We start from the raw sequence: 19,483 nt of genomic DNA on the forward strand, positions 1-19,483 counted from the left end.
GGCCCAGATCGACGCCGCGATGCAGATCGCGATCGGTGCCTCGGAATCGGCCCGCGGCTATACGACCCCGAATCCTCCGGTGGGTGCCGTCGTCCTCGACGCCCGCGGCACCATCGCCGGAGTGGGTATGACCCAGCCTCCCGGCGGCCCACATGCCGAGGTCGTCGCGCTGCGCGAGGCCGGTTCGGCGGCACGGGGTGGGACGGCGGTGGTCACGCTCGAGCCCTGCAACCACCACGGTCGTACCCCACCGTGCTCGCAGGCGCTGATCGATGCGGGTATTCGCCGGGTCTTCTACGCGGTCGGCGACCCGAATCCCGAGGCGGCCGGGGGCGCCCGCACCCTCGAGCAGGCCGGCGTCCGAGTGTTGGGGGGAGTACGCGCCGAGGAGGTCGAACGCGGATCCCTGCGGGCATGGCTCCACCGGCAGCGCACCGGCCGGCCCCACGTGACCTGGAAGTACGCTGCGACCCTGGACGGTCGAAGCGCGGCCGCGGACGGTACGAGCCAGTGGATCACCGGCCCCCGGGCACGTGCCCGGGTGCATGCCGAGCGCGCGAAACTCGACGCGATCGTCGTCGGTACCGGAACGGTGTTTGCGGACGACCCCTGGCTGACCGCCCGGATGCCGGACGGGTCGCTCGCCGCGCATCAACCACTGCGGGTGGTCGTCGGTACCCGGGAGATCCCGGCGGAGGCTCGCGTGCTCGACGATTCCGCGCCGACCCTCGTGCTGCCGACCCGCGACGTCGGTGAGGTGATGGCGGCCCTCGACGGCTACACCGACGTCCTGCTCGAGGGTGGGCCGCGGTTGGCCGGGGCATTCCTCGCCGCCGGGCGCGTGGACCGGATCCAGGCCTACCTCGCGCCGATCGTTCTCGGTGCCGGGAGCCCGGCGCTCGTCGACGCCGGGGTCGGGACCATCGCCGACGCCCACCGGTTCCACACCGAAAGCGTGGAAACAATCGGCCCCGATGTGTTGTTGACCCTGGTCGGGCCGGACGTGTCGCCTGCCTCGGCGGGTACGGACAGCTCGCCTGGTACGGACAACTCACCTGGCACGGACAATTCGGTGGGCACGGCCTCGCCGGCCACCGAAGCAGAATAGGAGTGGATGCAATGTTCACAGGAATCGTCGAGGAACTCGGGGAGATCGTCGCGAAGGACGACCTGGCGGACTCCTACCGGTTCACCGTGCGCGGTCCGCTCGTCACCTCCGACGCCCGCCACGGTGACTCGATCGCGGTCAACGGGGTGTGCTTGACCGTCGTCGACGTCCTGGACGGCGGCGCCTTCACCGCCGATGTGATGCAGGAGACCCTCGACCGGTCGAGCTTGCAGGCTCTCGCGGCGGGAAGCCGCGTCAATCTCGAGCGCGCGGCGGCCGTGAACAGTCGTCTCGGCGGGCACATCGTGCAGGGGCACGTCGACGGCACCGGCGAGGTTCTCGCGCGCACGCCGTCGGAGAACTGGGAGGTCGTGCGGATCTCGCTGCCTGCGGCGATCGCCCGCTACGTGGTGGAGAAGGGCTCGATCACCGTCGACGGGGTGTCGCTGACGGTCTCGGCACTCGGTGGCGAACCCGGCAACGAGTTCTTCGAGATCTCCCTGATCCCCACCACCCTGGACCTGACCACGCTCGGAAAGGCCGCGGTGGGCACCCCGGTCAATCTCGAGGTGGACGTGATCGCCAAGTACGTGGAGCGCTTGCAGACCGCCGCACGTTAGCCCTGTCCGCGACCCGCGAACTGCGAGGTCGTACTGTTGAAAGGCATCCTTGCCCGAGCGTGAGCACCCGGAGGGTGCGCCCGAAACCACGCGAGGAACGAGGGGCACGAGTGAAGACGTGGGAGTTGAGCAGGTGACCAGGTTCGACAGCATCGAGCGCGCCATCGCCGATATCGCTGCGGGTAAGGCAGTCGTCGTGGTGGACGACGAGGATCGCGAGAACGAGGGCGACCTGATCTTCGCGGCCGAGAAGGCCACGCCGGAACTGGTGGCGTTCATGGTGCGCTACACCTCCGGATACCTGTGTGTGCCGCTGGACGGCGCCGACTGTGATCGTCTCGGACTTCCTCCGATGTACGCGACGAACCAGGACAAGCACGGCACTGCGTACACGGTGACGGTCGATGCCCGGGAGGGCATCGGTACCGGGATCTCCGCATCCGACCGGGCCACCACGATGCGCCAGCTCGCCGACCCGACCACCGGCGCCCAGGACTTCACCCGGCCCGGCCACGTGGTTCCCCTGCGGGCCAAGGAAGGCGGGGTCCTGCGGCGGCCCGGGCACACCGAGGCGGCCGTGGACCTGGCCCGGATGGCGGACCTGCGTCCGGCCGGCGTGATCTGCGAGATCGTCAGCCAGAAGGACGAGGGCTCGATGGCGCAGACCGATGAGCTGCGTGTCTTCGCCGACGATCACGGACTCGCGCTGATCTCGATCGCGGATCTCATCGCGTGGCGGCGCAAGCACGAGAAGCAGGTCGAGCGGGTGGCGCAGGCGCGGATTCCCACGAAGCACGGAGAGTTCACCGCTGTCGGTTACCGGAGCATCTACGACGGTGTCGAGCACGTGGCTCTCGTGCGTGGCGACCTCGCCGGCCCCGACGGCGACGGATCGGACGTCCTGGTCCGGGTCCACTCGGAGTGCCTCACCGGTGACGTCTTCGGGTCGTTGCGCTGCGACTGCGGACCCCAGCTGGATGCCGCACTCGAGATGGTCGCCCAGGAGGGCCGCGGTGTGGTGCTCTACATGCGCGGTCACGAGGGGCGGGGGATCGGGCTCATGCACAAGCTGCAGGCGTACCAGCTGCAGGATTCCGGCTCCGACACGGTCGACGCGAACCTCGAACTCGGGTTGCCCGCGGACGCCCGCGACTACGGAACCGGCGCGCAGATCCTGGTGGATCTCGGTGTCACGTCGATGCGCCTGCTCACCAACAACCCCGCCAAGCGGGTCGGGCTCGACGGCTACGGCCTCCAGATCACCGAGCGGGTGTCGATGCCGCTGCGCGCCAATGCCGAGAACCTGACCTATCTGCGCACCAAGCGCGACCGGATGGGCCACGACCTGATCGGTCTCGACGAGTACGAGGCGGGAGAAGCACAGTGAGTGGTGAAGGACTGCCCGATCTGCAGATCGCCGAGGCCAAGGACCTCAAGCTCGCCGTCGTGGCGGGACGGTGGCATCCCGAGATCTCGGAGGCACTGCTCGCCGGGGCCCGGCGGGTCGCCGACGAGGCCCGGCTCGAGGACGTCACCGTGGTCCGGGTCGCCGGTGCGATCGAACTTCCCGTCGTGGTGCAGGCCCTCGCCCGCACCCACGACGCGGTCGTGGCGCTCGGTGTCGTCATCCGCGGCGGGACACCGCACTTCGAGTACGTCTGCGATGCGGTGACCGCCGGGTTGACCCGGGTGGCTCTCGACGAGGGCACCCCGGTCGGCAACGGCGTCCTCACCACCGACACCGAGGAGCAGGCGCGTGACCGCGCCGGACTGCCCGGGTCGAGCGAGGACAAGGGCGCGCAGGCGTGCGCCGCCGCACTCGACACGGCGGTCACGTTGCGGCATCTGCGGCAACCCTGGACCGAGGAGTCGTTCCGATGAGCGGCGCTCCGTCCGCGGACACGTCCTGGGAGCTGATCGCGCGACCCCGCCGTACCGCCCGGTACGCGATGGCGACGGCGGCGGTGTTGATCGTGGTGCACGTCGGTCTCGCGATCACCCTGGCCCGAGAGTCCACCGGGGTGTACTTCCGGCTCGCCGACCAGTTGGCGATGGCCGGTATCGGCCTGTTCCTCGCCTGCCTGGTCCTGCTGCTCACTCGACCCCGGCTGCGGGTGTCCCGCGAGGGCATCGCCGTACGGAACGTGATCTCCGAGCGCATCATCGAGTGGGAGCTCGCGGAGGGAATGTCCTTCCCCGACGGCGCGTCGTGGGCCCGGATCGAGCTCCCCGACGACGAGTTCGTCCCGGTCATGGCCATCCAGGCGAACGACCGCGACCACGCCGTCGACGCCGTACGCAGGTTCCGCGAGGCCGAAGCACAGTACTCGGCCTGACGGGGGCGCAGTACTCGGCCCGACGGCCGGTGACCCTCGCCCCGCGCGGTCCGGCTCGCCGCGCGACGGGCGGCCGCCGGTGGACGAGTCGGTCGGTGGCCCCGGCTACCGTGGAGTGGTGCCCGATCCCTCGACCTACCGCCCCCCGGCCGGCAGCATTCCGACCGATCCCGGGGTGTACAAGTTCCGCGACCCGCACGGCCGGGTCGTCTACGTCGGCAAGGCCAAGAACCTCCGGTCCCGCCTGACGTCCTACTTCGCGGATCTGTCGAATCTGCATCCCCGCACGCGACAGATGGTCACCACGGCCGGCAGCGTCGAGTGGACGGTCGTCACCACCGAGGTCGAGGCCCTGCAACTCGAATACAACTGGATCAAGGAGTTCGATCCCCGGTTCAACGTCCGGTACCGGGACGACAAGACCTATCCGGTGCTGGCGGTGACACTCGCGGAAGAGTTTCCGCGCCTGTTCGTCTATCGGGGTCCCCGCCGTAAAGGGGTCCGGTACTTCGGCCCCTATGCGCACGCGTGGGCGATACGCGAGACGCTCGATCTGTTGCTGCGCGTGTTCCCGGCCCGCACCTGCTCGGCGGGGGTCTTCAAGCGGCACACGCAGATGGACCGGCCCTGCCTCCTCGGCTACATCGACAAGTGCTCGGCGCCGTGCATCGGCCGGGTGTCCGCCCTCGAACACCGGCAGATCGTCGAGGACTTCTGCGACTTCCTGTCCGGCAAGACGGACCGTCTGGTGCGCGAGTTGGAGAACCGGATGCAGGACGCGGCCGAGGATCTCGACTTCGAGACGGCCGCGCGGCTCCGTGACGACGTCCAGGCGCTGCGGCGCGCGCTCGAGAAGCAGGCGGTCGTCCTCGGGGACGGCACGGACGCGGACATCGTGGCGTTCGCCACCGACGAACTCGAGGCGGCGGTGCAGGTCTTCCACGTCCGTGGTGGACGGGTGCGGGGCCAGCGGGGCTGGGTCGTGGAGAAGGCGGGGGACGTGATCGAGCGGGCCCCGGCGGGCTCCGTCGCCGGGGACGAGTCCGATCTGCCGCTGCTGGTCGAGCAGTTCCTCACCCAGTTCTACGGGGAGCAGGCGGCGTTGTCGGCGGCGTCGGTGGACGGCTCCGACGGATCCAACGGGGTGCCGCGGGAAGTGCTGGTGCCGGTCCTGCCGCCGGACCCGGAGGAGATCGGCGAGTTCCTCGCGACACTGCGAGGGTCCGCGGTGCGGCTGCGAGTGCCGCAGCGTGGAGACAAGAAGGCGCTCGCGGAGACGGTGCAGCGGAATGCCGCCGAATCGCTCACCCAGCACAAGCTGCGCCGGGCCGGCGACTTCACATCACGATCGGCCGCGTTGCAGGGCATCCAGGAGGCGCTCGACCTGGATGCGGCGCCGTTGCGGATCGAATGTGTGGACATCAGCCATGTCCAGGGCACCGACGTCGTCGCCTCGCTGGTGGTGTTCGAGGACGGGCTCCCGCGCAAGTCGGACTACCGCCACTACATCATCCGCGAAGCGGCCGGCGAAGGCCGCTCCGACGACGTCGGGAGCATCGCCGAGGTCACCCGCCGTCGCTTCCTGCGGCACAACCGGGACCTGGTGGCGATGCGTGCCGCGCACGACGAGGAACCGGAGACCCTCACGGCAGCAGACCACGGTGACGGCGGGGATCTGGCGCCGGAGGCGGCGATCGATCCGAAGACCGGGCGACCGCGGCGGTTCGCCTATCCACCGAACCTGTACGTCGTCGACGGTGGGGCTCCGCAGGTGGCCGCGGCCGCTGCGGTCCTCGACGAACTCGAGGTCACCGATGTCGCTGTCGTCGGGTTGGCGAAGCGACTCGAGGAGGTGTGGGTTCCGGGGGAGGAGGATCCCGTGATCCTGCCGCGCACCAGCGAATCGCTGTATCTGTTGCAGCGGATCCGGGACGAGGCACACCGGTTCGCGATCACCTTCCACCGCAGCAAACGTTCCCGGCGGATGACGGCGTCGGCACTCGACGGCGTCCGCGGGCTCGGCGAGGCCCGGCGTACGGCACTCGTCACCCACTTCGGATCCGTGGCGAAGATCAAGGAAGCGTCCGTCGCGGAGATCACCGAGGTGCCCGGTGTCGGGGTCGCGACGGCGAAGGCCGTCCTGGAGGCGCTCGGTGTGGGCACCGACGCCCCGTTGCCGACCGCCCAGCCACCGACTGCCCAGCCACCGACTGCCCCGCAACCGGCTGCACCACCGTCCGGTGTGGGGGATGATGAGTCGGGTCCGGATCCCGGGCCCGAAGCGAGACACCGGAAGGCAGGGCAGGCAGTCGAGTGAACGATCAGGTGCAGGGGGGACCGGCACGTCGTCCGACGGATTTTCTCCTCGTGACGGGACTGTCGGGCGCGGGGTTGCAGACCGCGGCGAAATCACTCGAGGATCTGGGGTGGTACGTCGCGGACAACCTGCCACCGGAACTGATCTCGAGGATGGTGGATCTGACCCTCGAGTCGGATTCGCGAGTCGACCGGCTGGCCGTCGTGATCGACGTGCGGAGCCGGTTGTTCACCGGGGATCTCGGCTGGGTCCTGAAGGAGCTCGAGACCAAGCCCATCCACACGAGAGTGCTCTATCTCGACGCCTCCGACGACGTCCTGATCCGCCGTTTCGAACAGGTTCGCCGGTCGCACCCGCTGCAGTACGACGGTATCGACGGGACCCTGTCCGAGGGCATCGCGGCGGAGCGTGACCAGCTCGCTCCGGTGAAGGCGGCCGCAGACCTGGTGATCGACACCTCCGCGCTCCAGGCGCATCAGCTGCGGCACCGGATCGAGGACGCGTTCGGGACGGCCGAGAACCTGTCCGTGCAGGTGACGGTGCAATCCTTCGGATTCAAATACGGTCTCCCGACGGACGCCGACATGGTGTGCGACGTCCGTTTCCTGCCCAATCCGCACTGGATTCCCGAACTCCGGCCGCAGACCGGGCAGTCCGCCCCGGTCCGCGACTACGTGTTGTCCCAGGACGGCGCGCAGGACTATCTGAGCACCTATCATCACGTCCTGGACTTGACGATCACGGGATATCGTCGGGAGGGAAAACGCTACATGACCATTGCCGTCGGTTGTACGGGCGGAAAGCACCGCAGTGTCGCGATGTCGGAGGCACTCGCCGCGCGGCTCGGCGACGATCACGGGCTGGCGGTGCGGGTCGTCCATCGTGATCTGGGGCGCGAATGACCCCCGCAGGCGGGGCCCCGGACGGGGCGCCTGCGATCGCCGCACTCGGCGGCGGGCACGGGCTGTACGCCACGCTCAGTGCGGCCCGCAGGTTCGCCCGGCACGTGACCGCCGTGGTCACGGTCGCCGACGACGGCGGTTCCTCCGGGCGATTGAGGTCCGAACTCGGCGTCATCCCGCCGGGCGATCTGCGGATGGCGCTCGCCGCGCTCGCCGCCGACGATCCGGAGATCCGTGGCTGGACCCGGACGGTGCAGCACCGGTTCGGTGGTGTGGGTGCGCTGGCCGGGCACTCCGTCGGAAATCTCATCCTCGCCGGGCTCACGGAGGTGCTCGGCGATCCGGTGGCCGCGCTCGACGAGGTCGCTGCGCTGCTCCGGATCCGGGGGCGCGTCGTGCCGATGTCCCCGATCGCGCTCGACATCGAGGCCGACGTCCAGGGGCTGGAGGCGGATCCGCGGGTCAGCCGGTGCATTCGTGGTCAGGTCGCCGTCGCCACGACGCCGGGAAAGGTCCGCCGGGTGCGGCTGTTGCCGGCGAGTCCTCCCGCCTGCCCGGATGCCGTCGCGGCGATCACGGCGGCCGACATGGTGGTGCTGGGTCCGGGTTCGTGGTTCTCGAGTGTCATCCCGCACGTACTGGTGCCGGAGCTGCTGGACAGTCTCACGGCGACGTCCGCGCGCAAGGTCCTCGTCCTCAACCTCGCCCCCGAGCCGGGTGAGACCGCGGGATTCTCGGCGGAGCGGCATCTGCACGTACTCTCACAGCACGCACCCGACTTCGATGTGGACTTCGTCCTCGTCGACTCGGCGACCGTGCCGCCGGGCCGTGAACGCGAACATCTGGCGCGCGCGGCCGGTGGTTTCGGCGCAGAGGTCGTGTACGCCGACGTCGCGGCACGCGGCACCCACACACACGACGAGACCAAGCTCGGCGCCGTGTTGGAGGACCTGTGGGGGCCGGCCGCAGGCGCGGGCACGAGGTCCGCCGATCACGATCACGTCCACTCGCAAGTGCAGGAAAGGGAGAACGCCTCGTGGCAATGACAGCGGAGGTCAAGGACGAGCTGAGCCGGCTGGCAGTCACCCAGGTGAGCTGCCGCAAGGCCGAGGTGTCCTCGCTCCTGCGATTCGCGGGCGGACTGCACATCGTCGGTGGCCGCGTGGTGGTGGAGGCCGAGGTCGACCTCGGCTCGACGGCCCGGCGCCTGCGCCGGGAGATCTTCGATCTCTACAGCTACGCCGCCGACGTGCACGTACTGAGCGCCGGGGGACTGCGCAAGAGCGCCCGCTACATCGTGCGGGTGGCCAAGGACGGCGAGGCGCTCGCCCGGCAGACCGGTCTGCTCGACCTGCGCGGCCGACCGGTGCGCGGGTTGCCCGCGCAGGTGGTGGGCGGGACCGTCGGAGACTCGGAGGCCGCCTGGCGCGGGGCGTTCCTCGCCCACGGATCACTCACCGAACCGGGACGTTCCTCGGCACTCGAGGTCAGTTGCCCGGGCCCGGAAGCGGCACTCGCACTGGTCGGAGCGGCGCGCCGGCTGGGGATCTCGGCCAAGGCCCGCGAGGTACGGGGTACGGACCGCGTGGTCATCCGGGACGGCGAGGCCATCGGGGCGCTGCTCACCCGGATGGGCGCTCAGGACACGCGGCTCGTGTGGGAGGAACGACGCATGCGCCGGGAGGTGCGGGCGACGGCGAATCGCCTGGCCAACTTCGACGACGCGAATCTGCGCCGGTCGGCGCGGGCCGCGGTGGCCGCGGCCGCCCGGGTGGAGCGGGCACTCGACATTCTCGCCGACGAGGTGCCGGACCACCTGGCCGCCGCCGGACATCTGCGCGTCGAGCACCGGCAGGCCTCGCTCGAGGAACTGGGTCAGCTGGCCGATCCACCGATGACGAAGGATGCCGTCGCGGGCCGGATCCGCCGGCTGTTGTCCATGGCGGACCGGCGGGCGAAGGAACGTGGCATACCGGACACCGAGTCCGCGGTGACGGCGGATCTGCTCGACGATGCGTGAGCGGGTGCTGGGGGATCGGGTGCCGGTCGCCGAGTCGTAGGGCGGCCCGCTGCGCTGCGGTCCACGGAGGACGGGGGGAGGACGGGGACTGCCGGGTGGGTGGGCGCTGCCTGGTCCCAGCGCATTAGGGTAAGGGTCACATCGACCGATGAACCCCCGAACCTCGGTGAGCCGTCCACCGGTGGGATCCGAGTCCGGGACCAGAGCTGTACACCAGAATCACGGGTAAAGGAGCCAATTGTGACTGTCCGGGTAGGCGTAAACGGTTTCGGCCGGATCGGACGCAACTTCTTCAGGGCGGTGGATGCCCAGAAGGCATTCGGGACCACCGACATCGAGATCGTCGCCGTCAACGACCTCACTGACAACAAGACCCTTGCCCACCTGCTCAAGTACGACTCGATCCTCGGCCGGCTCTCGGACGAGGTCTCGCTCGAGGGCGAGGACACCATCGTCGTCGGCGACCGCAAGATCAAGTCGCTGTCGATCAAGGAAGGCCCGGCCGCACTGCCCTGGGGCGACCTCGGTGTCGACGTCGTCGTCGAGTCCACCGGCATCTTCACCGACGCCGCGAAGGCGAAGGGGCACCTCGACGCGGGCGCCAAGAAGGTCATCATCTCCGCGCCCGCGAAGGGCGAGGACATCACCATCGTGATGGGCGTCAACGACGACAAGTACGACGGCAGCCAGAACATCATCTCCAACGCGTCGTGCACGACCAACTGCCTCGGCCCGATCGCGAAGGTCCTCGACGACAGCTTCGGCATCGCGCGCGGCCTCATGACCACCGTGCACGCCTACACGCAGGACCAGAACCTGCAGGACGGCCCGCACAGTGACCTGCGCCGTGCCCGCGCCGCAGCTCTGAACATCGTGCCCACCGGCACGGGTGCCGCCAAGGCGATCGGTCTGGTGCTTCCGCAGCTCGTCGGCAAGCTCGACGGGTACGCGCTGCGGGTCCCGATCCCCACGGGTTCGGTCACCGACCTCACGGTCAACCTGAAGAACCTGGCCTCGGTCGACGACGTCAACGCCGCGATGAAGGCTGCTGCGGACGGGCCGTTGAAGGGCATCCTCAAGTACACGGCCGATCCGATCGTCTCGAGCGACATCGTCACCGACCCGCACTCGTCGATCTACGATTCCGGCCTGACCAAGGTCATCGACGACGAGGTCAAGGTCGTCTCCTGGTACGACAACGAGTGGGGCTACTCGAACCGCCTGGTCGATCTCGCCGGGCTCGTCGGCAAGTCCCTCTGAGCGGAGAGAAAGTAACAGTGGCTGTTCCGACACTGCAGGATCTGCTCGACGCGGGCGTGGAGGGCCGGGGCGTGCTGGTGCGCTCGGACCTCAACGTCCCCCTCGACGGTGACACCATCACCGACCGGGGCCGGATCATCGCCTCGGCGCCGACGATCAAGGCGCTCGCGGAAGCGGGCGCGAAGGTCGTCGTCACCGCCCACCTCGGGCGACCGAAGGGCGAACCCGACCCGAAGTTCTCCCTCGCCCCGGTGGCCGCTGCACTGGCCGAGGTGCTCGGTCGCAACGTGCAGCTCGCCGGTGACGTCGTGGGCCAGGACGCGCTCGCGCGGTCCGAGGGTCTCACCGACGGTGACGTGTTGTTGCTGGAGAACGTCCGCTTCGACCCGCGGGAGACCAGCAAGGACGACGCCGAGCGGGTCAAGCTCGCCAGGGCACTCGTCGAACTGGTCGGTGACGACGGCGCGTTCGTCTCCGACGGTTTCGGTGTGGTGCACCGCAAGCAGGCGTCGGTCTACGACGTGGCTGCCCTCCTCCCGCACTACGCGGGCGGTCTCGTCGCCACCGAGGTCGAGGTTCTCGCGAAGCTGACCGAGAGTCCGGAGCGGCCCTACGCGGTGGTGCTCGGTGGATCGAAGGTGTCGGACAAGCTCGCCGTCATCGAGGCGCTCGCCCCGAAGGTCGACACCCTGGTCATCGGTGGCGGAATGTTCTACACCTTCCTCGCCGCCCAGGGTGTCTCGGTGGGCAACTCGCTGTGCGAGGAGTCCATGATCGAGACCTGCAAGGATCTGCTCGACCGGTACGCGGACGTCATCCACATCCCGCAGGACGTGGTCGTCGCCGATGCGTTCTCCGCCGATGCCGAGGCGAAGACGGTCTCGGTGCTCGAGATCCCGGACGGCTGGATGGGCCTGGACATCGGCCCGGAGTCGGTCAAGCGGTTCGCGGCGATTCTCACCAGCGCGAAGACGATCTTCTGGAACGGCCCGATGGGTGTGTTCGAGTTCGCGAAGTTCGCCGCAGGGACCAAGGGCGTCGCGGAGGCCATCGTCGAGGCCACCGGCAAGGGAGCGTTCACGGTGGTCGGCGGGGGTGATTCCGCGGCCGCGGTCCGGCAGCTCGGCCTTCCGGAGGACGGCTTCTCGCACATCTCCACCGGAGGCGGAGCGTCCCTCGAGTACCTCGAGGGCAAGGAACTGCCGGGGATCGCCGTACTCGAGAGTGAGGCCTGATGGCGCGCACACCGCTCATCGCGGGCAACTGGAAGATGAATCTGAACCATCTCGAGGCCATCGCGCTGGTTCAGAAGATCGCATTCTCGCTTCCCGCGAAGTACTTCGAGAAGGTCGACGTGACGGTGCTGCCACCGTTCACGGACATCCGCAGCGTGCAGACTCTGATCGAGGGGGACAAGCTCCTGCTCACCTACGGTGCGCAGGACGTGTCCCAGCACGAGTCCGGGGCGTACACCGGGGAGGTGTCGGCCGCGATGCTCGCCAAGCTCGGCTGCACCTACGTGGTGGTCGGACACTCGGAACGCCGGACCCTGCACGGGGAGACCGACGCGGTGGTGTCGGCGAAGACCAAGGCCGCGCTGAAGCACGGGCTGACCCCGATCGTGTGCATCGGCGAAGGCCTCGAGATCCGTGAGGCCGGTGACCAGGTGAGCTACTGCGTCGACCAGCTCCGGGGATCCCTCGCGGGACTGTCGGCCGACGACCTGGCGAAGATCGTCGTCGCGTACGAGCCCGTCTGGGCCATCGGTACGGGCAAGGTCGCGAGTGCCGACGATGCTCAGGAGGTGTGCGCGGCAGTGCGCGCGGAGCTGGCGGAGCTGGCCTCTCCCGAGGCTGCGGCGAGCGTCCGCATCCTGTACGGCGGCAGCGTCAACGCCAAGAACGTCGGCGAGATCGTCGGCCGGACGGACGTCGACGGGGCGCTCGTCGGTGGGGCGTCGCTCAAGGCGGACGAGTTCGCCACCCTGTCGGCGATCGCGGCCGGTGGGCCCCTCCCGTGATCGTCCTGCCGTGATCGCCGTGTCGTGATCTTCCCGTGAGGGTGGCTCGCAACTCGACTGTGGGCGCGTGGCCTCGGCCTCGCGCCCACAGTCCGGTCCGGGGTCCGGGGTCCGGGGTCCGTTCCGGGTCCGGTGACCCGGGACGCGAGGCGGACCGGTAGGCTGGGTCCGCTCGAGATCGTATCCGTCGCGCGAAGGGCAGCGTAGAGAAGACATGTCACTGTTCCTGGATGTTCTGCTGGTCGCCACCAGCTTGCTGCTGATCCTGCTGGTGCTGCTGCATCGCGGCAAGGGCGGCGGTCTGTCCAGCCTGTTCGGTGGCGGCGTCCAATCCAACCTGTCCGGTTCCACGGTTGCCGAGAAGAATCTCGACCGCCTCACCGTCTTCACGGCCATGATCTGGGTCATCGCGATCGTCGGTATGGGGCTCGAGGTCAAGTACGGCTGATCCTCCGGCCTGCTCGCGTTTCGGTCTGCACGGACGGCGAGGGGCCCCGATACTGGGGGTATGCCCGACAACCCAGAGCGCGCCACCCACGACACCGACCGTGCGGACGAGGCGCCCGATCAGACCCGCGAGACCCCCGATCACGCCCGCGCGGCGACCGAGCCGCTCCGTGAGGACATTCGGCTCCTCGGGGGGATTCTCGGTTCGATAGTTCGCGAGCAAGCCGGCGAGTCGGTGTTCGACCTCGTCGAGCGGGCCCGCGTCGAAGCGTTCCGGGTACGGCGCTCGGAGATCGACCGCGACGAGCTGGCCGCGCTGTTCACCGACGTCGAGACCGACGACGCCATACCCGTGATCCGAGCGTTCAGCCACTTCGCGCTGCTGGCGAATCTCGCCGAGGACATCCACCGGGAACGCCGCCGCGCCGTACACGTGGCCGCGGGTGAGCCTCCGCCGGACAGCACACTCGCCGCCACGTACGCCAAGCTGGATGCGGCGGAACGCGACGGGCAGGGCCCCGACGGGCAGACGGTGGTGCGCGCCCTCCGGGATGCCCTGGTCTCTCCGGTGATCACCGCGCATCCGACCGAGACCCGCAGACGCACCGTGTTCGACACGCAGACGCGGATCACCGATCTGATGCGGTTCCGCGAACGCACCGCCCTCACCGAGGCCGAGACCGCCGAGGTGGATCTGCAACTGCGTCGTCAGATCCTGGTGCTCTGGCAGACCGCCCTGATCCGGCTGGCTCGGCTGCGTATCCAGGACGAGATCGACGTGGGCCTGCGCTACTACGACGCGGCGCTGTTCGAGGTGGTTCCACAACTGAACGCGGACGTGCGCGCCGCCCTGTCCGCACGCTGGCCCGAGGTGGACCTCCTGCCGCGTCCGATGGTGCGGATGGGCTCGTGGATCGGCGGCGACCGCGACGGCAATCCGTTCGTGACCGACGAGATCGTGCACCGCGCGACGCGTCGCGCCGCGGAGGTCGCCCTCGGTCACCACCTCGACGCTCTCGGGGAACTCGAACGTGAGCTGTCCATGTCGGGGCGTCTGATCGAGGTGCCGCCGGACCTGGATCTGCTCGCTGCGGCGTCGGGCGACGAGTCGGCGTTCCGAGCCGACGAGCCGTTCCGGCGCGCGATCCGGGGAATCCGGGGAAGGGTGACCGCGACCGCGCAGCGGATCCTCGGGGCCGTGCCCGCCGGCGGCGCGGACCCGGGTCTCGAACCCTATGCCGATCCCGCCGATCTGCTCGCGGATCTCGAGATCGTCGATCTCGCGCTGCGGGCCGTCGGTGACGAGATCCTCGCCGACGACCGGCTCGCCCGCCTGCGGGAGGCGGTGCAGACGTTCGGGTTCCACCTCAGCGGGCTGGACATGAGGCAGAACTCGGAGGTGCACGAGACCGTCGTGGCCGAGTTGCTGGCGTGGGCGGGCGTGCACTCGGACTATCGCTCGCTGCGAGAAGACGAGCGGGTGGAGTTGCTGGCCCGAGAGCTGGGGACCCGGCGGCCACTGACTTCGCCGGAGGCGCAGTTCTCCGAGCTCACCACCAAGGAGCTCGGGATCCTGCGTGCCGCCGCGGATGCGGTGCGGCTCCTCGGCCCGGACGCGGTGCCGAACTACGTGATCAGCATGTGTACCTCCGTCAGCGACCTGTTGGAGGCGGCGCTCCTGCTCGCCGAGGTGGGGTTGCTGGTCCCCGGGACCGGCGACTCGCCGCCGTATGTGCCCGTCGGCATCGTGCCGCTGTTCGAGACGATCGAGGATCTCGAGAACGGGTCGCGCACCCTCGAGGCGGCGCTCGAGGTTCCCGTCTATCGGAGCATCGTGGACGCGCGGGAGGCGCAGCAGGAGGTGATGCTCGGATACTCGGACTCGAACAAGGACGGCGGCTACCTGGCCGCGAACTGGGCCCTGTATCGAGCGGAGCTCGATCTCGTCGCCGCCGCCCGCCGGCACGGGCTGCGACTGCGCCTGTTCCACGGTCGCGGGGGAACGGTGGGACGCGGCGGAGGCCCCAGCTACGAGGCGATCCTGGCGCAGCCGCCGGGTGCCGTGCAGGGGTCGTTGCGAATCACCGAGCAGGGCGAGATCATCGCCGCGAAGTACGCCGAGCCGCGGCTCGCCCGTAGAAACCTCGAGACCCTGGTCGCGGCGACGCTCGAGTCGACCCTGCTGGACGTCGAGGGGCTGGGCGAGGAGGCGGCCGACGCCTACCGCGTCATGGACGAGCTGGCATTGCTCGCCCGTGCCGCGTATTCCGAACTCGTGCACGACACCCCGGGTTTCGTCCGCTACTTCGAGATGTCCACGCCGGTCGCCGAGATCGGGGCACTCAACATCGGGAGCCGCCCGGTCTCCAGGAAGCAGACCACGTCGATCTCGGACCTGCGGGCGATTCCCTGGGTGCTGGCCTGGAGCCAGTCCCGGGTGATGCTGCCGGGCTTCTACGGCACCGGCAGTGCCTTCGAACAGTGGGTGGACGGCGATGTCGAGCGTCTCGCGGTCCTCTCCCGCCTCTACGAGAAGTGGCCGTTCTTCCGCACCGTCCTGTCCAACCTGGCGATGGTGATGGCCAAGTCGGACATGGGGCTGGCGGCCCGTTACGCCGAACTCGTGCCGGACGAGGCACTGCGGACCCGCGTGTTCGGCATGATCTCCGCCGAGCACGAACGCACCGTGCGGATGTACACGGCGATCACCGGGAACGACACGCTGTTCGCGGACAACCCGGCGCTCGAGCGGTCCGTCCACAACCGGTTCCCCTACCTCGAGCCGCTCAATCTGCTCCAGATCGAGTTGCTGCGCAGGTTCCGTGGCGGCGACGACACCGACCGGGTGCGGCGCGGAATCCAGCTGACCATGAACGGACTCGCCACCGCACTGCGCAACAGTGGCTGACGCCGAGGGAACCGGCCGGCACCGAATTCCGGGATAGAGGGAACCGGATAGGGTTCCGCTGCGTCGAAACGGACAGAGAGGTCACGACCGCCTGGGGTTGGCGGACGACGAGACGGGGGAGCTGGTATGGCTTTCTGCGAGTCCGGAGGACGGTACGAGCCGGGATGGATGCGGGGCGGGCGCGGCGCAGGGCCGGCCCGCACCGGTCCCAGGATCATGTGGCCGTGCGAGGCCACGCGCACGACCGTGCCACCGGAGCCGGTCCACGAGGTATTCGAGGGATTCGACGACGACGAGGACCCGTTCCTCGAATGAGGCCGGCGGCGAGCGTCAGGAGCGCGCGCTCGCCGGGACGAGGGCCGCGGCCTCCTCGTCCAGGAACCAGCGGGTGGCGACCAGCCCCCGGGCGCCGCCCGCCGGGATCTCCACCGGGGGAGCTCCGGACACGGCAGCGGCGGCGGCCTCCGCCTTGGCCGCGCCGGTCGTGACGATCCACACCTCGTTCGCGTGCCGCACCGCAGGCAACGTCAGGGTGACCCGCACCGGCGGCGGCTTGGGGGAATCGGTGACCGCGACGACGGTGGCGTCCTCCTCGCGGACGGCGTCGGTCTCGGGGAACAACGAATTGACATGCCCCTCGCCGCCCATGCCGAGCAGGTGCACGTCGAACACCGGGGCCTTTCCGGCGTCGGAGTTGCGGGCGAGTACCGCAGCATAGGCCGCCGCCGCCGCCTCGGGGTCGTTGCCGAACTCGCCGTCGGACGCCGCGATCGGGTGGACCCGGTCCGGATCGAGGTCGACGTGGTCGAGGAGCGCCCGCCGCGCCTGCAGGTCGTTGCGCTCGGGGTCGTCGGCAGGCACGAATCGTTCGTCGCCGAAGTAGATGTCGAGAGAGCGCCAGTCGATGTCGCCGGGCGCCTCCCGGAGTGCGGCAAGGATGCCGATGCCGGTGCCGCCCCCGGTGAGGACGACCGACGCGCTCCCCCGGGCACGCTGGGCGGCGACGATGGTGTCCACCAGCAGCCGGGAGGCCGCCGCGACCACGGAGTCGGGGTCGGTGAAGACACTGACGTGGATGTCGGGGGAGACGGTCATTCGTAGGCCACTTTCTCCAAGCCGGCGAGGGCGTCGTGATAGATCTCGTCGCCGTCGAGCCGGCGCAGTTCCTCGGCGAGACAGTCGCGGGTGGCCCGCCGGCCCAGCGACACCAGCGCGTCCGGGTGTCCGGTGCGCGCCAGTGTCGCGGTGACCGCGGTCTGCGGTCGGCTGAGCGTCAGCGACCCGCCGCCGGCGAAGGTCAGCTCGACGAACAGGGGTCCGTCGAGCCGGCGTACCGGGACGTCGACCCGGCTCGCGAGCCAGCCCGCGATCATGTCGACCGCGGGTTCGTCCACCAGTCCGGAGACGGTGGCGGACTCGATCCGGGCGTAGGGCGGCTGGTCGAGGGACGACGTCAGCAGCGCCCGCCACGAGGTGATCCGGCTCCACGCCAGATCGGTGTCACCCGCCGAGTAGTGGGCGAGGCGGCTGCGGATCTCGCGCCGCGGGTCCGCGCGCCCGGTGGCGTCGGTGATCCGCCGGATCGCGAGGCGACCGACCGGATCGAGTGCGGGCACCTCGGGGGCTTCCTCGGGCCACCAGGCGACGACCGGGGTGTCCGGGAGCAGGAACGGCACCACGACGGAGGATTCGTGGTCGGCGAGCTCACCGTAGAGCCGCAGGACCACGACCTCGGACGCCCCGGCGTCACCGCCGACGCGGATCTGGGCGTCCAGCCGCGGGCTGGCCGACCGATCCCCGCGGGCGAGCACGATGACGCGGCAGGGATGCTCGCGGCTGGCCTCGTTCGCGGAATCGATGATGTCCTCGGTGTTCTCGCTGTCGCGCGTGCACACCACCAGGGTGAGGACCCGGCCCAGCGTGACGGCACCGCCGGTCTTGCGGATCTCCACGAGCCGCTTGTTGACCTCGCCGGTCGTGGTGGACGGGATGTCGACGATCACGGGCGCCTCCATTCGCGGCCGGTCCGGCGCAGCATCTCGTCGGCGGAAGGGGGACCCCAGGTGCCTGCCTCGTACGGTTCCGGCGTCCCGTGTGCCGCCCAGTGGTCGAGTGCCGGATCCAGGATCTGCCAGGACAGTTCGACCTCGTCGTTGACCGGGAACAGGGACGGCTCGCCGAGCAGCATGTCGAGGATCAGGCGCTCGTACGCCTCGGGTGAGGACGTGGTGAACGCCTGGCCGTAGCTGAAGTCCATGTTGACGTCCCGGACCTCCATGCCCGATCCGGGCACCTTCGAGCCGAATCGCATGGTGACACCCTCGTCCGGCTGTACCCGGATCACGAGTGCGTTCTGGCCGAGTTCCTCCGTCATGGTCTCGTCGAACGGCAGGTGCGGTGCCCGCTTGAACACGACCGCGATCTCGGTGACCCGTCTGCCGAGCCGTTTCCCGGTGCGCAGGTAGAACGGGACTCCCGCCCAGCGGCGGGTGTCCACCTCGAGCGTGATCGCCGCGTAGGTCTCGGTCCGTGACTCGGGGGAGAAGCCTTCCTCCTCGAGCAGCCCCACGACCGGGACGCCGCCCTGCCAGCCGCCCGCGTACTGGCCGCGCGAGGTCGTCTCGTCGAGCGGGCCCGCGAGCCTCGTGGACTTGAGGACCTTGATCTTCTCCGCCTGCAGTTCGCGGGGGGCGAAGCTGATCGGTTCCTCCATCGCGGTGAACGCCAGCAACTGCAGGAGATGGTTCTGGATGACGTCGCGCGCCGCCCCGATGCCGTCGTAGTAGCCGGCACGGCCACCCAGGCCGATGTCCTCGGCCATGGTGATCTGCACGTGGTCGACGTAGTGCGAGTTCCACAACGGATCGAACAGCTGGTTGGCGAACCGCAGGGCGAGGATGTTCTGGACGGTTTCCTTGCCGAGATAGTGGTCGATCCGGAACACCGCGTCCTCCGGGAAGACCCGGTTGACGAGCGCGTTGAGTTCCTGAGCACTCTCCAGATCGTGGCCGAACGGCTTCTCGATCACCACGCGGCGCCAGTGGTCCGGACTGCGCCGGGCCAACCCCGAATCGGAGAGCTGCTGCAATACGGTGGGGAACCGGTCCGGCGGGATCGCCAGGTAGAACGCATGATTCCCGCCGGTGCCGCGTTCCTTCTCCAGCGCGTCGAGGGTGCTCGCGAGCCGGGCGAACGCGTCCGGGTCGTCGAACGTGCCGTGCACGAAGCGCATCCCCTCGGCGAGGCGTTCCCACACGTCCTCACGGAAGGGAGTCCGGGAGTGCTCGCGGACCGCATCGTGCACGATCTTCGCGAAATCGGCGTCCTCCCAGTCGCGTCGGGCGAACCCGACGAGAGCGAACCCCGGCGGCAACAGACCGCGGTTGGCGAGATCGTAGATCGCCGGCATCAGCTTGCGCCGGGCCAGGTCTCCGGTGACCCCGAAGATCACCAGGGCACAGGGCCCGGCCACACGGGGGAGCCGTTTGTCCCGGCTGTCCCGGAGCGGATTGACCCAGTTCTGCTGCGCCGTGGGTTCGCTCACC

At 69.5% G+C, this 19,483-nt stretch carries 18 protein-coding genes; 15 read left to right on the top strand and 3 right to left on the bottom strand.

All coding sequences use genetic code 11. From position 1 onward, the window contains the following. The first annotated feature begins 19 nt into the window (after positions 1-19). The 15 genes from ribD (at position 20) to G4H71_RS21055 (ending at position 16,253) form a co-directional block, all read left to right on the top strand. Complete coding sequence (ribD, locus tag G4H71_RS20985) at positions 20-1,108, top strand: bifunctional diaminohydroxyphosphoribosylaminopyrimidine deaminase/5-amino-6-(5-phosphoribosylamino)uracil reductase RibD (RefSeq protein WP_083343124.1); 1,089 nt, start codon at positions 20-22, stop codon at positions 1,106-1,108. A gap of 11 nt (positions 1,109-1,119) precedes the next feature. Further along, positions 1,120-1,728 (top strand): riboflavin synthase, encoded by a 609-nt coding sequence (locus G4H71_RS20990; protein WP_072738181.1) that lies wholly within the window; start codon positions 1,120-1,122, stop codon positions 1,726-1,728. 133 nt (positions 1,729-1,861) lie between these two features. Then, complete coding sequence (locus tag G4H71_RS20995) at positions 1,862-3,115, top strand: bifunctional 3,4-dihydroxy-2-butanone-4-phosphate synthase/GTP cyclohydrolase II (protein ID WP_072738182.1); 1,254 nt, start codon at positions 1,862-1,864, stop codon at positions 3,113-3,115. Next, positions 3,112-3,609: a 6,7-dimethyl-8-ribityllumazine synthase gene (ribH, locus tag G4H71_RS21000; protein ID WP_072738183.1), complete on the top strand. Its 498-nt coding sequence runs from the start codon at positions 3,112-3,114 to the stop codon at positions 3,607-3,609. The genes G4H71_RS20995 and ribH overlap by 4 nt, the downstream gene beginning before the upstream one ends. Continuing rightward, positions 3,606-4,064, top strand: coding sequence for a PH domain-containing protein (locus G4H71_RS21005; RefSeq protein ID WP_072738184.1), 459 nt, complete (start codon positions 3,606-3,608; stop codon positions 4,062-4,064). The genes ribH and G4H71_RS21005 overlap by 4 nt, the downstream gene beginning before the upstream one ends. Positions 4,065-4,182: 118 nt before the next feature. Further along, on the top strand, positions 4,183-6,381 hold the full coding sequence (uvrC, locus tag G4H71_RS21010) for an excinuclease ABC subunit UvrC (RefSeq protein WP_072738270.1): 2,199 nt from the start codon (positions 4,183-4,185) through the stop codon (positions 6,379-6,381). 8 nt (positions 6,382-6,389) lie between these two features. Beyond that, on the top strand, positions 6,390-7,283 hold the full coding sequence (gene rapZ / locus G4H71_RS21015) for an RNase adapter RapZ (RefSeq protein WP_139183279.1): 894 nt from the start codon (positions 6,390-6,392) through the stop codon (positions 7,281-7,283). Continuing rightward, positions 7,280-8,329 carry a gluconeogenesis factor YvcK family protein gene (locus G4H71_RS21020; protein WP_072738186.1) on the top strand — a complete coding sequence of 350 codons (1,050 nt, stop codon included), beginning with the start codon at positions 7,280-7,282 and terminating at the stop codon, positions 8,327-8,329. Before rapZ ends, G4H71_RS21020 begins: the two co-directional genes overlap by 4 nt. Then, the gene (gene whiA, locus G4H71_RS21025; protein WP_072738187.1) at positions 8,320-9,303 is read left to right on the top strand and encodes a DNA-binding protein WhiA; all 984 of its coding nucleotides are present in this window, start codon (positions 8,320-8,322) and stop codon (positions 9,301-9,303) included. The genes G4H71_RS21020 and whiA overlap by 10 nt, the downstream gene beginning before the upstream one ends. Positions 9,304-9,543: 240 nt before the next feature. After that, positions 9,544-10,563, top strand: coding sequence for a type I glyceraldehyde-3-phosphate dehydrogenase (gene gap / locus G4H71_RS21030; RefSeq protein ID WP_072738188.1), 1,020 nt, complete (start codon positions 9,544-9,546; stop codon positions 10,561-10,563). A 17-nt stretch (positions 10,564-10,580) separates the two neighbouring features. Then, positions 10,581-11,798 (top strand): phosphoglycerate kinase, encoded by a 1,218-nt coding sequence (locus G4H71_RS21035; RefSeq protein WP_072738189.1) that lies wholly within the window; start codon positions 10,581-10,583, stop codon positions 11,796-11,798. Continuing rightward, a complete protein-coding gene (gene tpiA, locus G4H71_RS21040; protein ID WP_072738190.1) occupies positions 11,798-12,583 on the top strand; it encodes a triose-phosphate isomerase in 786 nt (261 codons plus the stop codon). Before G4H71_RS21035 ends, tpiA begins: the two co-directional genes overlap by 1 nt. A 214-nt stretch (positions 12,584-12,797) precedes the next feature. After that, positions 12,798-13,031 carry a preprotein translocase subunit SecG gene (gene secG / locus G4H71_RS21045; protein ID WP_072738191.1) on the top strand — a complete coding sequence of 78 codons (234 nt, stop codon included), beginning with the start codon at positions 12,798-12,800 and terminating at the stop codon, positions 13,029-13,031. A gap of 60 nt (positions 13,032-13,091) precedes the next feature. Continuing rightward, positions 13,092-15,938 carry a phosphoenolpyruvate carboxylase gene (gene ppc / locus G4H71_RS21050; protein WP_083343112.1) on the top strand — a complete coding sequence of 949 codons (2,847 nt, stop codon included), beginning with the start codon at positions 13,092-13,094 and terminating at the stop codon, positions 15,936-15,938. A gap of 126 nt (positions 15,939-16,064) precedes the next feature. Next, the gene (locus G4H71_RS21055) at positions 16,065-16,253 is read left to right on the top strand and encodes a hypothetical protein (RefSeq protein WP_072738192.1); all 189 of its coding nucleotides are present in this window, start codon (positions 16,065-16,067) and stop codon (positions 16,251-16,253) included. A gap of 15 nt (positions 16,254-16,268) precedes the next feature. Here G4H71_RS21055 and pgl read toward each other — a convergent pair whose 3' ends face one another. The 3 genes from pgl to zwf are packed head-to-tail and all read right to left on the bottom strand — an operon-like array spanning position 16,269 to position 19,482. Further along, positions 16,269-17,033, bottom strand: a complete 765-nt coding sequence (gene pgl, locus G4H71_RS21060; RefSeq protein WP_072738193.1) for a 6-phosphogluconolactonase — start codon at positions 17,031-17,033, stop codon at positions 16,269-16,271. Continuing rightward, complete coding sequence (gene opcA, locus G4H71_RS21065; protein WP_072738272.1) at positions 17,030-17,941, bottom strand: glucose-6-phosphate dehydrogenase assembly protein OpcA; 912 nt, start codon at positions 17,939-17,941, stop codon at positions 17,030-17,032. The genes pgl and opcA overlap by 4 nt, the downstream gene beginning before the upstream one ends. Beyond that, positions 17,938-19,482 (bottom strand): glucose-6-phosphate dehydrogenase, encoded by a 1,545-nt coding sequence (zwf, locus tag G4H71_RS21070; RefSeq protein WP_072738194.1) that lies wholly within the window; start codon positions 19,480-19,482, stop codon positions 17,938-17,940. The genes opcA and zwf overlap by 4 nt, the downstream gene beginning before the upstream one ends. Position 19,483 lies beyond the last annotated feature (1 nt).

It is taken from the genome of Rhodococcus triatomae (assembly GCF_014217785.1).
In the GTDB taxonomy this organism is placed as follows: Bacteria; Actinomycetota; Actinomycetes; order Mycobacteriales; family Mycobacteriaceae; genus Rhodococcus_F; species Rhodococcus_F triatomae.